Here is a 14,751-nt window from a genome sequence, read left to right as displayed (position 1 = left end):
ACTTAAACAGCATTCTTTCGCAAATAAAAAAAACAAAATCATGTAGATTCTGGTTTTCTGTTCAACAATTCCTAATTAATTATCCACCTGTTTTTTTAGAGCCGGGCTCCTGTCCTTTTTCTTTTAGCCTCGCTAAATAGTACACTCTTTTTTCACGTGCAGCGGTTTTCATCGCTTCCAGCTTTTTGATTTGCCGATCCAGATGATCTTCGTGCGTTTCTAACAATTGAATTCGTTTGTTTAGTGTTTCATAGATGTCTTCTTTCCAATCATCTGTCTCCCAATCATTTCTGGCCAAAAGACAGCCTTCTTCCACATACGTCGCGATGTCTTCAAGCTTCATGCCTGTATCCTTCAGTCCGTGAATAAAACGAATGAACTGAAGGTCACGATCATCATAACGCCGAATCCCGTCTTCCTTTCCATTCTGCCGCTGGGGCTTTGGCAGGAGGCCGATTTTTTCATAGTACCTCAATGTAAACGCAGTGATGCCCGTTAATTTGGCTATCTCTCCAATTGAATACATCATGTACCTCCTATGATTCATTCGTAAGAATAACTTTCCCTACCGCTCTGGAATTTTCAAGTGATTGTTGGGCTCTTGCAGCCTCCGTTAACGGCACTTTCTCAGCAATAATTGGTCTAATCTTTCCTTCCTTTAATAATGAAAATACCTTTTGCAGATCCTCTCGAAACCAATCGAGTCTTTCTTTTTTTAAGCCTGTTATGGAATAGAGGGTTTGAGGATTTCCTCCCTGGGCTGTCTCATTTTCCGTTATTTGTTTCCATTCATTCGACCAATCACTTGAATTCCTCTTCTCAAGAACTGACGTATAACCATAGACGATGCACCGTCCGTTCTCATTTAAAGTTTGAAGCGAACGATTATAGTTTTCGCCGGCAATGTTAAGGAGAGTAATTACATTTTTATGAAAAAGTTTTTGTTACAAATTGGATATTTATTTGAGAAAATTTGTTTAATTATTGGGAAGGAAAAAATCCAGAGAAAAGTCCCTCATCGTGGTTCTGAAGGACAAAAAGAAGGAAAAGATCCAGAGAAAAGTCCTTCATAAGGATTCTGAAGGCTTTTTCTATGTTCAACATGGTTGCCTATTAAAAAATAGAGGCTGTCCGAATAGGGCAAATGCGATAAAATTCAAGAATGTTGATATATCAATTTACTCGAATATGAAGAAGGGCTTCCAAAAGTCGAAAAATCGACTTATTAGACAGCCCCGTTCTATTTAATTAGCCTTTGCTCGATTTCCATACCAGAGATAATAGCGCACAGCAGCTTCTTTCGGGATATCAGCGATCTCAGCGTGATGAATCGGTGTTCCGCGTGTTGCGATATCAAGAGTAGCAAGCCCTGCTTTTCGTTGCAGCCATGACTCAGTAACGGACAATTGTTCAATCTTTTGCTTCGTTGTTACAAACATTTCTGAGGAAAATGAACCCGAGCTCATTTGAATAAATCGATCGTCCACAGAAAAGCGGCTGTTATAAAAATTCAGTATTCGCAAGCACATAATAATCGCCAGCAATAAAATAGAGAAATACCATTTATCCGGCCAAATATAGACAAGGACAGCTGTTACCACTATCCAGAAGTAGCTCGGTCGTAAACATTTTACCCATAGAGCGGATTGTGGCAGCTTGTTCATATTCTCACTTACTTTAAATGCAGGAACAATATCAGGCAGCAGCTGCAGCGCCTTTTTTTCTGAAATGAACGGAAACAGCAGGTTCGATTCAACAGCCTCATCTCCAAATGCTCCTGCACAAACAAGCTCTACCTCTACAATGCCGAACAAGCGGCGAATAAACGATTTTTTGAATTTCACCGCTTGGACTCTTCTCTTTTCGATCATCCATTCGGATTGATTCAGGACCCCTTTTTGAATATAAATTCTCTCTGCATCCGTCTGAACAATATACCTGCCGAAACGCAAATACGTGAGTACCATGCCGAACACAACCGACACAAAAAAGAGAGCAATCCCGAATACAATCATCCACGTCCAAGCGCTTTGAACAAATTTCAAAGCGTTATCAAAATACTTTTCAAGCGATAAGATTTCATTAATTTTGAAAAGCAGTCCTACCAATATCGGGATAACCGCAGCAAAGCTAAATGACGTGAGTGAAGCATGAATGATTTCCTTTCCGCTTACCCTATACTTTATCTCTTTACAATCCGACGGTTGGAGATTGTCTGCTTCAACAAGTGTCTCTTTCTCTGCAGGTTGATTAGGAACAGGTGGTTTTTGTGCGACATATTCCTGAATCCTGAGAGCCTCCGAGCGTTTAATCAAGACTAGCTTAACCGAAGAATCTCCTTCTGTTGCAGCTGTATCAATTGTAATGGATGTTAAGCCGAAGAAACGGTGCAGAAAATTAGAATTGATCTGCACACCTTGAATGCGATCAAGCGGAATAAAACGCTTCTTCTTCATAAAACGTCCGTTTTGCACCCTCAGCTCATTATTATAAAAAAAATAATGAAAATTCCACCATTCAAATAAGATTGAAGTCATACGAAAGACAACAAACAAAATGACACCGATTTTTCCAATTGTCATTAATAACGATTCCGACCCTAGATTTATTAGATAAATGACGATTGGAATAATTAACTCTTTTATCAACTCACCAATCGAAAATAATATCCATAACGGATGCAGACGATGAGGTTTAGAGGCAATAGTATTCAATTCTTCCCGTCTCATACACATCTATCCTTTCCGTCATTCATTCTCGGTTATCTTGGCCAATACTGCGATTTGTGTCCGTAACGATTCTGCTTCCTCTTCCGGAATCGCCGGTATTTCATGAGAGGATGCTGTCGTTCCGATCTTAATCGTTGAGAGCCCATATTTCCTGAGAAGCGGTCCCTGAGAGGTATTGACATACTGTACTTTGGTCATCGGTACAATGATATGCGTCTTCTCTAAAGCCCCGTGCTTAAGCTGAATATGCTCCTCATCCACCCCGTATCTCCACGTTCGCTGCAGAAAAACCGGACGAATAAGAACACCGTATACGAAATCAAGCCCGACAAGTATCAGAATTACCCATGTGACGTGGCCAATCCAATCGTACCAACCAAATCGATCCTGACAATATAATAGAGCTCCAAAAATGAGCATTGTTATGATATGAGAAATCACTGAAGAGATTCTCCACACCTTTACCGCATTTTTTGAAATTCGTTGCTGCGGCTCCGGAATTGTATAATTCATTCACTTACGCCTCTTTCTATAAATTTCTTAATTACTTGATATACGAAATTTAGGGAGAAATGTTTCAATTTAAAATAAATGATATCTTTCTGAGAGATTTGATATGAACAAGGAGGAATCCTACTCTAAATACTCATTAGCCAGCTCAGAATTTAAATACCTTGCCATTCCTGTTTTCACCTTTTTTAAGCCTAGCTTCTGATAAAACTCTTCATTTCCAATAGTCGAGATTAAATGAACACAGGAAACATTACTTAGTTTATCAAGTAAAAACTCCATTATTTTTTTAGCTACCCCTTGTTTTTGAAAATCTGGATGGACGATAACGTCATAGATTGCTGCATTAAAAACCCCGTCTGATATCGCTCTTCCAAACCCAATCATTCGGCCATTTGTTGTCACCAAAGTGATGACATTACTTGCTTCAAAAACTTGTTTAATTGTTTCATTTGTATGCTTTGTCCAACCGACAGAACGATATATTCCCCTCATTTCATCAAGATTCACATTCGAAAAATCACTGTGTATTTTTATATCCAATTTAATTCCTCCTTATTTCACAAGAAATTCGGAGCTGATAATAAGCACCGAATTTCTTGTTGATTGAATATTTTCTTAGATAATTCACCCTTTATTATCATAGGTCTGCATATCCAGCGCCGCTACTTCAATTCCCTCTTCATTTTTCGATTTACTCGTTTCCGGAAGCAAGACGTTGCAAATACTGGCTCCGGTTAATAAAAAAATGGATATGTAAAAGGACAACGTATAATTACCCGTCTCATTATATAGCAGCCCCGGTAAATACGCACCGAGTGCAGACCCTATTTGATGGCTGAGAAATAACCATCCGAGAATTAATCCGACAGAATACTGCTTGAAATACTTGGTAGCTAACATTTGAGTTGGTGCTACAGTTGCAAAATCAACTAATCCGAATAGCACTGCAAAAATAAGCAATAAAAACGACTCATGACTGTATATAAGAACTAACAGTGATACTGCTCGTATGGCATATAACAAATACAGCATTTTTCTGCTGCTCCATCGGTCTGCAACAACACCAGAAACTAGTATTCCCGCTATATTAAATGCAGCTAATAAACTGATAGCGGCGCTTGTTACGCCTGTGGAGAACCCATGATCGTGAGAAAAAGGAATCAGATGAGTATCCATTAATCCGGTAGTCGTAAACCCGCATACCAAGAATGGCAAGATAAGAAACCAAAATTCTCTCATACGAAATAAATGCCAATATGGCACCTTCTCTTCAGTAGAAAATTTTACTCTGTTCTTTTCCTTATTGCTGCCGCCAATCGGCTGCAACCCTCTTTCTTCCGGGTGATTCCGCAGGAACAAGAGCACAATTGGAAATACAGTTACCATTAAGAACAGACCTAATATTACTACAGTCAGCTTCCAATCTAACCAATTGATTAACATAAGCGAACCGGGAACAAGCAGCATTTGGCCAGCTCCAAAGCCAGCTTCCATAATCCCAAAAGCAATACCGCGTTTTTCGTTAAACCAATTTGTCACTACAACCGTAGCCGTGACATTCGATACCCCTCCTACCCCAATAGAAACAACTATTCCATAAAGTAAAAATAACTGCCACGATGAAGTTACAAAATACGTTAAGAAAATACTAATGCCAACCAGCAAGGTACTAAAAGATAAAATCAGCCGAGATCCCAACTGATCAACAAGTCTGCCTATCACGGGTTGCGAAATGCCATAAACGACAAAGCTTACCATAGAAATCAATGAAATAGATCCTCTATCCATGGAAAATTCTTTCTCCCACGGTTCAATAAAAGCTCCGAATGAAAGCCGAATTCCCTGTACTGCTAATAGAGTAAAAAATGTAATACAAACGATAATCCACGCATAATGCGGTTTCCCCTTCATAAAATCCTCCTGAAATTTGCAACCTTCTCACACTGTATCTTGAATTGTAATTCTCTCAATCATTTTATAATTCTAGATCCCATCGCTCTTCTACAAGATGTTTTCCCCATAACAATTGCTCTTCCTTGACTTCGGTAATTTCGAAACCGATTTTCTTGTATAGCGGACGAGCCGTACTCATACTGCTGACTGTCCAAAGGAATACGCGTTCAAATTCCTTTTCTTTACAATAAGTAACTAGCTTTTGAAGGAGCTGAGTACCAATACCTTTACCACGAAAAGCTTCATCTACAAGGAACCATCTAAGCTGCACAGTTTTTTCATTTTGTTTTACCAAACCTACACAACCGGCAAATCTTCCTCCGCTTTCTGCTATCCAAATTTTCTCGATTACCCCATCAAACGTCTCATGCAAATACTCTAAAAACGATTGATCCCAGCCGTATGTCTCTGCATAAAACGTCCTCTGCTTCTCAATCATGACCTTAATATCATCAGAGATATGATAATCCCTGATAGAAACCGTAGATTCATTAGTTTGAACGGATTGAGACAAAATCGATTCAACGGTGTCCATAGCGATTACCAGCTTTTCTTGGCTTTCGTTATCTAAATCATTCAAAATATACTCGACCTGCTGATTCGCTTTCTCTTCTAATTTTTTATAAATGGTTCGACCAAATGAAGTGACATGTAGATAATGGTTTCGTGCGTCTTTCTCACTTTTTTGTTTATAAATTAAATTTTCTTTTTCAAAATGTTTTATGATTCTGCTAACGTAACCACGATCAAGTCCTAAATTATCCTGCAGCACCTTTGCTGTACAATCTCTTGTATTATAAATTTCAAACAAAATACGTGTTTCAGTTAAGGAAAAAGGGCTGTCATAAATGTGCTCATTAAGAAACCCTAGCACATTTGTATAAAAACGATTGAACTTTCTGAATTTTAATCCAATAAAATTTTCACCAAGTGGCATTTTAAAAGATCTCCTCTCACAAAACAGTTGATTTAATCAACCAAATTCTAAAGCAAATTAGTTGATTTTATCAATCATTTTCAAACCTAAAAAACAGTCCTATTTCCTATTCTTCAAAATCTTTTCGATAAAAATTTACTTCGTTTCATACAAGGTCAAAGGAGCTCGACTCTTTCTATAAGGTACCCCATCATGCAAAAATCACCTGAAATCTTTTAATGAACACAGCCATTTACTAGTATGGTTGTGTCAGAACTCTTATTTCTCCAACTAACAGACTATTTTCTTATTTTCGACATTGGTGAGGAAATTACCTCGCAATTTTTTGGCATGTAACTTATCATGAACATAACGATAGGAAATGTGTCAAATTAGGGTGGTGACTTTCGTTTGTATTGATTAAAATAAGGAATAGGGAAACCTGCAGGAAACTTTTGACGTCATATAAATGAAAAACCCGAAAATTCCCCTATTAATCGTAAATACATATGGAATATCGTGGCGACTGTTGCCGCCATTTCATTTTTCATGCCTTTTTATGTTTACATATAGTAGGAGCTATGAATCTTGCAATAATTAATAAATATGAATTCTAATACATTAGTTATATCTGGGAGAGTGAAAAATGGAAAACTGGATTCAACATTTTATGGAGCAATTTGGATACATAGGCATTCTTCTGCTCATCGCTTTAGAAAACGTATTTCCTCCGATTCCTTCTGAAGTGATTCTTACGTTTGGAGGATATATGACGACTAGGTCAGAACTTACTGTGATCGGCGTTGTGATCTACGCAACGATTGGATCCGTACTGGGGGCTGTGATTCTTTACGGAATAGGCCGGGTCGTTGATATTAAACGAATGGAAAAAATCGTGGACAAGTGGGGCCGCTTCCTTCGCTTAAAAAAAGAGGATATCCACAAAGCCAATGATTGGTTTGCGAAATACGGGGGTTGGGCGGTCTTTTTCTGCCGTCTTGTCCCTCTGATAAGAAGCCTGATCTCCATTCCAGCCGGAATGTCGCATATGAACTTTTGGATCTTTCTCCTTTTTACAGCAGCGGGATCATTAATTTGGAATGTAATTCTGGTGTATGTCGGAGCTGCGGTAGGCGATTCGTGGGAATCAATTGTCGGGTATATGGATATCTATTCAAATATCGTTTATGCAATTTTAGCCATTCTTGTAATTGTTATTGCAGTCTTATTTATTAAAAAAAGAGTCAAAAATAAATAGTTTTATTCTTCAATCTATGTTTTAGCACTGTTCGATTTTCGAGCAGTGCTTTTTCTATTGGTTTAGATCGATCCTATATATGCCTTCACTCACTATTCCCTAAAGAAAAAGGTGATGTTTTGGTTAAATGTTGGTATAATATATATAAAAACATCGTGTATTTTTATAATAACTAATAAGAATTGTTCCATGTACGAATCACGTATGACTAAAAAACAAAACAAGGTGGAGAGGCATGTTAAAAACAAAACGTATTCAACAAATTCAAGATTATGTAATTGAACATCAAACCGTATCCTTAGACGAACTTGTGAAAGTGTTTAACGTATCCAAAAATACAATAAGACGTGATGTTCAAGAGTTAGTTGATCTAGGTGATTTGAAAAAGGTTTATGGCGGGGTTTCGATCAACCATAGAACCCTAGAATCATTTCATGATAGGCAAATTCGCAATAAAAAACAGAAGGAGTTAATTGGAAAATTAGCCGCGAGCTTTGTGGAAGATGACGACATTATTTTTATTGATTCCGGGACTACTACATTAGAAATGGCTGATTATTTACAGACAAAGAATGTAACGATTATTACCAACAACCTGGATTTTATTAATCATTCTCTTCCTTATGATAATTTGAATATCATTTCGATGGGCGGGGTTTTTCAACGGAAAACAAAATCATTCGTCAGCTTCAAAAACATGGAACTGCTAAAAGCATACAACATTAACAAGGCATTCATGGCTTCAACCGGTGTCTCCTTGTCAAACGGTGTTACGAATTCTTCTCCGCTTGAAAGTGAAATTAAACAAATTGTAGTTGAACGAAGTTCTAAAGTATTTTTATTGGTCGATCATTTCAAGTTTGATAAATATGCGTTGATGACTTATTGTGATTTGAAAGATATTGACTATCTTATTACTGACACTGTACCGAACGAGAATTATCGAGAATTTACAGAGAACAATGATATAAAACTTCTAATTGCGAATAAATAAAAACGGGGCACTCATGAAAATAAGTGCCCCATTTTTTCTGCTTTCCCGCTTGATTCAAATTCCTTTAGTTTCTCTTTTACTGTAGAAATGATTGCTTCTTTGCCCGGAGTAAGAATTGACCTCGGATCATAAACGTGACTGTCACTAGCCAGCACCTGGCGTAAAGCTTTTGCCCATGCTTGCAGACATTCTGTATTCACATTGATCTTGGCGTGTCCCAATTCAATCGCTTTTCTAATTTGATATTTGGGTATGCCTGAACCGCCATGAAGGACTAATGGTATACATGTTAACTCAGAAATTTGTTTCATCTCATCGAATCCCAGATTAGGCTCACCCTTATACGGGCCATGAACTGAACCAAGAGCTGCTGCCAATGCATCTATGCCTGTTTCTTCTACAATACGGACACATTCCAAAGGATCGGCGTATTTAATCCCGCCAACGAGGCCATCCTCCATACCGCCGACTGTACCAACCTCTGCTTCAACAGATACATGATGAGGCTTTGCATAGTCAACAACCTCTTTGGTCATCCTTATATTTTCATCGATCGGGTAATGAGAACCATCAAACATGACCGAACTAAAGCCTGCGTCAATTGCCGCCTTACATCTCTCCACACTCATCCCGTGGTCCAGGTGCAAGGCCACAGGAACCGTTACGGACATTTCCTCCATCAGGGCTTTGACGCTTGCAGCAATCGTTTTAAAACCACCCAAATAATCGACGAGTCTGTCAGAGGCTGCTACTATGACTGGAGCACGTTCGTCTTCTGCTGCTTCTAAAATTGATTGTACCCACTGTGTGCTGTTCATGTTAAATTGTCCAATAGCGTATTTGTCTTCTTTTGCTTGTAAAAGCATTTCTTTCATAGATACTAGTGTCATTTATTATCACTTCTCTCATTAGAAGTTATTTATCAGGTCATAATTTTAAAATCATAATACCTTGATACGACGTTCATTGTTGTTTCTTTCGCTGTGCTGATCACTTCTTCAGCATCTAATTGATAATATTCTGGGCGGAATAATTCGACAGATACAACCCCTGAGTACCCGATCTCCTTTAATGTTGATAAGATGCGGTCCAAATCGATAACTCCTAATCCCGGCCAGACTCTATCTTCATCTGTTAAGAAGCCAATTGGGAAATCTTCTGTGTCATCGATGTGCAAAATAAAGATTTTCGACGCATCGGCTTTTTCCAAATCTTCAATGGCAGAGCCCATTGCATGAAAGTGAAAACAATCAAGTACCAATCCCACATTCTCTCTATCAACTGTCTGTATAATGTCATAAGCTTGACCGAATGTATTGACGGTACACTCCGGGTGACCGACAAATTCAAGAGCAATTTTAATATCATATGGATCAGCTATATCTGAAAGCTCTTTTAATACATCGACACAGCTGCCTTTAATCTCGCTTTTTCGTATTTTTTCTTTCGTTACGAGCGGAACAGCAACGATATATTTCACACCTAGCTGATTGGCGGTTTTCACCATTTTTTTGAATTCACTTATGATTTCCTGATAGCCATCGTCATCTCGATTGTTGAAGAAAACTAGAGCATTCAATGCTAACGGTTTAATGTGATGCGTGTGAAAGAAGTTGGCTAAATCCTCGATCGTATTTTCTCTTAAATACTCAGGCAACTTATCCATCGTACGAATTTCAATATAGTCATAACCGTGTCTGTTGCAAATCTCCAGATCCTTGGCGAGAGTTGAATTTTCCAGAGTTGTCGCTTGATTAAAGCACAGTTTCATCGTCATCCACTCCATCGTCTCAACTTTTAAAACGCTTCCATTTTTGGGTTATTGATTAATTAAATGGCATAAAAATTTCTTCATTTTTTGCAGCATAAATGTGCTGGACTCATCAGCTTTCTTAGGTCCAGGCAAATACTGCATTCATGGTTTTGCCATCAAAATTCATTTCTACCTTAAAAATGTAGAGTATGATCTTCTAATGGTTTTTAAACCATTCTAAAAAGTTATATCTTCTGATAAATATTTAATCCATCTTTAATGGATTTCAGGGTTAATTCGTTCGACCACTCTGGTTTATCAGGATAAGCAAATACTGCATTTGTTACAATTCCATCAAATTTCATTTCTCTTAATTTGCGATATAATGCATCAAAGTTTATTTCCCCTTCACCAGGATTCAAATGCTGGTGAATTGTTACGTTTGCATCAGGGGGATTAATAATATATCGTAATCCAAATGCCGCTTTATGATTAAGAGTATCGGCAATTAGAACATGATCAAGTAAATCTCCTGCTTCTTCCAAGTGTTTCTCTACATCGCCAACACCATCATCATAAAAGAAAGCATGTGGAACAGAATATACCAACTTAAGCCAATCTTTATCCAGCGCACGAATTATTCGAATTGCTTCTGTATTCAACTCAATAAAATCGTTAGGGTGAGCTTGTAAATTAAGCTTTATACTTTCTTTTTCAAAAAGCGGCATCAGCTCTTCCATTGATTTAACAAAAGCAGCTTCACTTTGGACAGGACGGCTTTTGTCACCGCTAAATTCACTGTTCATTAAATCTACTCCTAATTCAGAAGTGATTTCAATACAACGCTTCCAATTTCTCACTGCAGCTTGACGCTCTTCTTCAATTGGTGAAGACCATTGTTGAACAGGAAGTACAGAAGAGATTTTAACGCCGGCATCTAAACAATATCTTTTTAAATCTTTTATCAGCTGTTTATCAACCTTTGGATATTCATAAAACCAAATAAAATCTTTACGCGGTGATAACTCTACATATTCATACCCTAATCTGGCAACTGCATCGATAGTATCTTTTAAGTTGGTATTATCACGATAATGGGACGGATCATATGCTAAACGCAATGTAAACTTCTCCTTTCTTTTGTACACACTTGATATATTTTAATATTAGAAATTCTCTTCTATATAGTAGATTAGATAATCTCTTTTGTTTTCCCGATTTCTTTATAGAACTCAGGCTTTACTCCTAGTCTCACAGGTTCTCTCTCACCTGTTTTTTGCGCGGTTACACACGCACCTGCAGTAACAGCTGCAACATAACCATCCCACGACGTCGGTCCGTTAGGCTCTCCTGTTTCCCGGATCGAATCAATAAAATCTTGCAGTTCTTTATCATAGGCATCTATAAATCGCTGCTTCCAATCCGTTAATAGATTGACACGTAATTGTGCATCTTTTCGATAGACAATCCCTGGAACCTCCGGCAATTTTATGATTCCGTCTTCTCCAACGACTTCACATTGAATGTCATAGCCGTATTTGCAATTGACAAAGACCTCTACTTGGATGACAATGCCTCCTTCGGTTTCCAGCGTGATCATTTGCGGATCTTTCAGATGCTCCAGCGCATGCCTCGTTTTTTTCGGATAAACCACTTGTACAGATTTATAATTGTCATTAACCAGCCAATGCAGGACGTCAATCTCATGAACCAGGGTATCCGTCATGGCCATGTCCGTTGTATAAGCTGCATTCACCTCAGAATTGCGATGGGCGCAATGAATCATCAAAGGTTCTCCGATCTCATGATTGTCGATTGCCTTTTTCATTTGCACATAACCGCTGTCATAACGCCGCATAAAGCCAACCTGCACGAGCCTTTTTCCATGTCGCATTTCGGCATTGACGATTTTCATGCAGCCTTCTGCTGTAACGGCCAAAGGTTTTTCACAAAAAACGTATTTGCCTGCTTCAATGGCTTTTAGCACGGTTCCTTCATGGGCAGGGCCCCAACTTGTTACCAGGATGGCATCGACTTGATCTGACGCAATCAATGATGCATCATCAGGAAAAATTTCCGCATTCAAATCGAGCTCCCTGACCGCAAGACTGGCGGACTCCAGATTCACATCGGTTACAGCGGTAATCTCTCCGCCGGAAAGCGTTTTGCTAATTCTTCTCATATGGTCCCTGCCGATCGCACCGGTACCAACTACGCCTATTCTAAGTGTCACAATAAACTCCCCTTATCAAAACATATTTTTACTAAAAAGACGCTTTCTTCCTCACCACATGATTTCGGAAATCATGTTCCAATTCCTCAAGTGACCGGCCTTTTGTTTCCGGCAAGAAATGTTTTACAAAGGCGATCGCAATAAGCCCTAAGGCCACAAAGACGAAAAATGTAGTCGAAAGTCCAATCCCACTCATCAAAATCGGAAATGTCAGGCCAACGAGAAAGTTTGCCATCCAAAGACAAAACACAGTGACCCCCATCCCAATACCCCGCAGCCGAAGAGGGAAAATTTCAGACAGCATCAGCCAGGTGACAGGTGATACAGCTCCTTGCTGGAAGGCAAGAAACGTTACAGTCAATGAAAGGATAATGTACGGCAATATTGCTGTATCCTTTAAAACAAGTGAAAAGATCCCGATTAAGAGAAGAGCGGATGTCGTGCCGGCTAGACCAGTCATCAGCATCGGCCTGCGACCGACTTTGCCAAGAAGCCAGATTCCGACAAAGGTCGCCAAAACGGAAACCACACCGTTTGCAATGTTTCCGATTAATGCCGATTCGGTCCCAAAGCCTGAATCTTTTAAAATTTCGGTTCCGTAATACATAATGGAATTGACACCTGTAATCTGCTGGACGATACCGATTCCCAGTCCGATAAAGACAATCCGCCGCACCCATGGAACAGTCAGGTCTTTAAACGTAGCTTTTTTCAGCTTTGCATCTTCTGCAATCGCTGCTTCAATTTCCTTCAATTCAGCCTGGGCTCTGTTTTCTTCACGAACCTGCTGCAGAACGCGCATGGCATTTCCGATTTTTCCTTTCGAGGCGAGCCAGCGCGGACTTTCGGGCATAACCAGCATCCCAAACCAGAGAAAAACCGCCGGCAGCGATGCGATGACCAGCATATACCGCCATACATGCGCGTTGTCACCAATTGTATTCCCGAGAATCGCGTTTAAGGTAAACGCTAACAGCTGTCCAGAAACAATCATTAACTCATTTTGAGTAACAATCCTTCCTCGCTGTTCTGCAGGTGACATTTCGGCTAAATAGGCAGGAACGGTCACAGATGCACCGCCGACTGCGAGTCCAAGAAGAATGCGGAATACGATCATCACTTGAACGTTTGGTGCAAATGTACAGCCCAAAGTAGCAATAAAGAACACAACCGCAAGCCACAGAAGACTGTTTCTTCGCCCTTTCAGGTCAGAGAATCGGCCGCCATACATGGCACCAAAGGCTGCTCCCAAAAGCAGCGAGCTCGTAACAATCCCTTCTGTCACTGGGGAAAGATTCAATTGATCCGGCTGTGACATGTAAGGCAAAGCCCCATTAATTACCCCAGTATCGTATCCAAAGAGAAGTCCTCCAAAAGTCGAGACGAATGTAATTGTCCGCATAAACGCTTTAGGATTCTTTGGTTTTCCGGCCAATGTCTGCTTCTCATGAGATATTTCGCTTTCCTGCTTCAAATTGTTCTCCTCCATACAAAATTATGTGTGTACAAGCAGATTTTCATTGATATACTTACGAGCCAATAACGCATATTCCAATGGATGAGCTATAGCAGGATCCTGCTCAGCTTCTATAACAATCCAACCCTGATAATTGTAAGATGTTAATCGCTTATACACTTCTTTAAAGTCAATACCTCCATCACCCGGTACCGTAAACATTCCGCTTAAAAAAGATTGGAAAAACGAACGGCCCGATTCTTTGCACTCATCCATTACTTTTCTTCTCGTATCCTTGAAATGGACGTGTTTAATCCGATCGTGATGTTTATTTAGTACACTCAAATAATCTCCGTCAGACACGTAGATATGACCAGTGTCATATAGCAAATGTACATAATCAGAGTTCGTATGTTTCATCAAACTATCGATCTCCTCGGCAGTTTGAATACCCGTTCCCAAATGATGGTGGTACACCAATTTTAAGTTATATTGCGCAGCGATTTTTCCCAGCTTATCCAGCCCTTCGCACACGATCTCCCATTCCCCATCAGTAAAATGAGGTTTTTCAGTGAAGACATTTTTTTGGGTACCCTGAATGCTGTAAGTTTGCTCAGATACTACTGCCACGTCTGCATGGACATCCCTTAAAAAAGAACAATGTTGATGGAAAGCTTTCGAAGCCGCTTCAATCCCATCGCGAATGATAAAACTGCTAAACCATTTCCCCGCCACTCTTAAATTTCGCAGCTGAAGCTCTTTGTTCAACACCTTCGCTTCAGGAAAAAAACCACCAACTTCAGTTCCTTCGAAGCCGGCCACCACAATATCGCTTAACAGGTTCTGCAATGTGTTTTCTGCACCGATTTCCGGTAAATCGTCATTGCGCCAGCCAATCGGAGCAATCCCCCATAAAATATCGCGATCTCCCATCCTCTTGCCCTCT

General features: G+C 39.5%; 16 protein-coding genes. 3 read left to right on the top strand and 13 right to left on the bottom strand.

Annotation, left to right across the window (positions count from 1 at the left end; genetic code table 11):
• Positions 1–79 precede the first annotated feature (79 nt).
• Both JOC74_RS14840 and JOC74_RS24330 read right to left on the bottom strand, forming a co-directional pair.
• Positions 80–526: a MerR family transcriptional regulator gene (locus tag JOC74_RS14840; RefSeq protein ID WP_053605433.1), complete on the bottom strand. Its 447-nt coding sequence runs from the start codon at positions 524–526 to the stop codon at positions 80–82.
• Positions 527–536: 10 nt separating this feature from the next.
• The gene (locus JOC74_RS24330) at positions 537–905 is read right to left on the bottom strand and encodes a zinc-binding dehydrogenase (protein WP_225970413.1); all 369 of its coding nucleotides are present in this window, start codon (positions 903–905) and stop codon (positions 537–539) included.
• A gap of 24 nt (positions 906–929) precedes the next feature.
• On the opposite strand from JOC74_RS24330, the gene JOC74_RS14830 reads away from it, so the two are divergent.
• Positions 930–1,073: a hypothetical protein gene (locus JOC74_RS14830; protein ID WP_158320330.1), complete on the top strand. Its 144-nt coding sequence runs from the start codon at positions 930–932 to the stop codon at positions 1,071–1,073.
• Positions 1,074–1,244: 171 nt separating this feature from the next.
• Here JOC74_RS14830 and JOC74_RS14825 read toward each other — a convergent pair whose 3' ends face one another.
• The 5 genes from JOC74_RS14825 to JOC74_RS14805 form a co-directional block, all read right to left on the bottom strand.
• Positions 1,245–2,729: a PH domain-containing protein gene (locus tag JOC74_RS14825; protein ID WP_053605432.1), complete on the bottom strand. Its 1,485-nt coding sequence runs from the start codon at positions 2,727–2,729 to the stop codon at positions 1,245–1,247.
• A gap of 18 nt (positions 2,730–2,747) precedes the next feature.
• A complete protein-coding gene (locus JOC74_RS14820) occupies positions 2,748–3,242 on the bottom strand; it encodes a PH domain-containing protein (RefSeq protein WP_053605431.1) in 495 nt (164 codons plus the stop codon).
• 120 nt (positions 3,243–3,362) lie between these two features.
• Positions 3,363–3,782: a GNAT family N-acetyltransferase gene (locus tag JOC74_RS14815; RefSeq protein WP_053605430.1), complete on the bottom strand. Its 420-nt coding sequence runs from the start codon at positions 3,780–3,782 to the stop codon at positions 3,363–3,365.
• A gap of 84 nt (positions 3,783–3,866) precedes the next feature.
• Positions 3,867–5,153 carry an MFS transporter gene (locus JOC74_RS14810; protein WP_053605429.1) on the bottom strand — a complete coding sequence of 429 codons (1,287 nt, stop codon included), beginning with the start codon at positions 5,151–5,153 and terminating at the stop codon, positions 3,867–3,869.
• Positions 5,154–5,217: 64 nt separating this feature from the next.
• A complete protein-coding gene (locus JOC74_RS14805; protein ID WP_053605428.1) occupies positions 5,218–6,132 on the bottom strand; it encodes a bifunctional helix-turn-helix transcriptional regulator/GNAT family N-acetyltransferase in 915 nt (304 codons plus the stop codon).
• 625 nt (positions 6,133–6,757) lie between these two features.
• Here JOC74_RS14805 and JOC74_RS14800 point away from each other — a divergent pair.
• Positions 6,758–7,369: a DedA family protein gene (locus JOC74_RS14800; protein WP_053605427.1), complete on the top strand. Its 612-nt coding sequence runs from the start codon at positions 6,758–6,760 to the stop codon at positions 7,367–7,369.
• A 235-nt stretch (positions 7,370–7,604) separates the two neighbouring features.
• The gene (locus JOC74_RS14795; protein WP_053605426.1) at positions 7,605–8,363 is read left to right on the top strand and encodes a DeoR/GlpR family DNA-binding transcription regulator; all 759 of its coding nucleotides are present in this window, start codon (positions 7,605–7,607) and stop codon (positions 8,361–8,363) included.
• A gap of 11 nt (positions 8,364–8,374) precedes the next feature.
• Here the strand turns inward: JOC74_RS14795 and fba are convergent, their stop codons facing one another.
• The 6 genes from fba to iolE all read right to left on the bottom strand — a co-directional run bounded on the left by fba (position 8,375) and on the right by iolE (position 14,738).
• Positions 8,375–9,253 (bottom strand): class II fructose-1,6-bisphosphate aldolase, encoded by an 879-nt coding sequence (gene fba / locus JOC74_RS14790; RefSeq protein ID WP_053605425.1) that lies wholly within the window; start codon positions 9,251–9,253, stop codon positions 8,375–8,377.
• Between the two features lie 32 nt (positions 9,254–9,285).
• Positions 9,286–10,134 (bottom strand): 2-keto-myo-inositol isomerase, encoded by an 849-nt coding sequence (gene iolI / locus JOC74_RS14785; RefSeq protein ID WP_053605424.1) that lies wholly within the window; start codon positions 10,132–10,134, stop codon positions 9,286–9,288.
• A 227-nt stretch (positions 10,135–10,361) separates the two neighbouring features.
• The gene (locus JOC74_RS14780) at positions 10,362–11,237 is read right to left on the bottom strand and encodes a sugar phosphate isomerase/epimerase family protein (RefSeq protein WP_053605423.1); all 876 of its coding nucleotides are present in this window, start codon (positions 11,235–11,237) and stop codon (positions 10,362–10,364) included.
• A 71-nt stretch (positions 11,238–11,308) separates the two neighbouring features.
• Complete coding sequence (gene iolG / locus JOC74_RS14775) at positions 11,309–12,349, bottom strand: bifunctional inositol 2-dehydrogenase/D-chiro-inositol 1-dehydrogenase (protein WP_053605422.1); 1,041 nt, start codon at positions 12,347–12,349, stop codon at positions 11,309–11,311.
• Between the two features lie 31 nt (positions 12,350–12,380).
• The gene (locus JOC74_RS14770) at positions 12,381–13,823 is read right to left on the bottom strand and encodes a sugar porter family MFS transporter (RefSeq protein WP_225970290.1); all 1,443 of its coding nucleotides are present in this window, start codon (positions 13,821–13,823) and stop codon (positions 12,381–12,383) included.
• Between the two features lie 21 nt (positions 13,824–13,844).
• Positions 13,845–14,738, bottom strand: coding sequence for a myo-inosose-2 dehydratase (iolE, locus tag JOC74_RS14765; protein ID WP_053605421.1), 894 nt, complete (start codon positions 14,736–14,738; stop codon positions 13,845–13,847).
• Positions 14,739–14,751: the final 13 nt, after the last annotated feature.

This window comes from Bacillus capparidis (assembly GCF_017832095.1).
In the GTDB taxonomy this organism is placed as follows: Bacteria; Bacillota; Bacilli; order Bacillales; family Bacillaceae; genus Bacillus; species Bacillus gobiensis.
Note: the sequence above shows the minus strand (reverse complement) of the source record. Positions and strands in the feature narration are given on the sequence as shown.

Bases quoted from the DNA above. Each gene is read 5' to 3' on its own strand.
- JOC74_RS14840 (WP_053605433.1), bottom strand. From the start codon at position 526: ATGTATTCAATTGGAGAGATAGCCAAATTAACGGGCATCACTGCGTTT.
- JOC74_RS14830 (WP_158320330.1), top strand. From the start codon at position 930: ATGAAAAAGTTTTTGTTACAAATTGGATATTTATTTGAGAAAATTTGT.
- JOC74_RS14825 (WP_053605432.1), bottom strand. From the start codon at position 2,729: ATGAGACGGGAAGAATTGAATACTATTGCCTCTAAACCTCATCGTCTG.
- JOC74_RS14820 (WP_053605431.1), bottom strand. From the start codon at position 3,242: ATGAATTATACAATTCCGGAGCCGCAGCAACGAATTTCAAAAAATGCG.
- JOC74_RS14810 (WP_053605429.1), bottom strand. From the start codon at position 5,153: ATGAAGGGGAAACCGCATTATGCGTGGATTATCGTTTGTATTACATTT.
- JOC74_RS14805 (WP_053605428.1), bottom strand. From the start codon at position 6,132: ATGCCACTTGGTGAAAATTTTATTGGATTAAAATTCAGAAAGTTCAAT.
- JOC74_RS14800 (WP_053605427.1), top strand. From the start codon at position 6,758: ATGGAAAACTGGATTCAACATTTTATGGAGCAATTTGGATACATAGGC.
- JOC74_RS14795 (WP_053605426.1), top strand. From the start codon at position 7,605: ATGTTAAAAACAAAACGTATTCAACAAATTCAAGATTATGTAATTGAA.
- fba (WP_053605425.1), bottom strand. From the start codon at position 9,253: ATGACACTAGTATCTATGAAAGAAATGCTTTTACAAGCAAAAGAAGAC.
- iolI (WP_053605424.1), bottom strand. From the start codon at position 10,134: ATGAAACTGTGCTTTAATCAAGCGACAACTCTGGAAAATTCAACTCTC.
- iolE (WP_053605421.1), bottom strand. From the start codon at position 14,738: ATGGGAGATCGCGATATTTTATGGGGGATTGCTCCGATTGGCTGGCGC.